A 313-nucleotide genomic window follows, 5' to 3' on the forward strand; every position below is an offset into this window, starting at 1 on the left:
ATTGTTTCTTTTAGAGCTGAGAAAGGCGAGGCTAGTGTGGCAACGATAAAGTTCTATATCAGCTCAGCAGAACTAGATGCAAAATCGCTTTTAACAGCTGCTAGAGCACATTGGTCAGTAGAAAATAACTTGCACTGGCAACTTGATGTTTCGATGAACGAAGATGCATGCAGAATCAGGCAAAAGAATTCCACAGAGAATTTAGCAACAGTGCGCCACGTTGCTTTAAACCTATTAAAAACAGATGGATCTTTTAAAGGTGGAATTAAAAGAAAACATAAACAAGCAAACCGAAGTGACAGTTATCGAGAGG

Annotated in this window: 1 protein-coding gene; it reads left to right on the plus strand. The window is 39.3% G+C overall.

Features of this window, described 5'->3' with window-relative positions:
* Positions 1-313: ISAs1 family transposase (locus tag CXF74_RS21835; RefSeq protein WP_157822542.1), on the plus strand; the 313-nt coding region annotated here is incomplete at both ends.

The organism is Psychromonas sp. Urea-02u-13 (assembly GCF_002835995.1).
GTDB lineage: Bacteria > Pseudomonadota > Gammaproteobacteria > Enterobacterales > Psychromonadaceae > Psychromonas.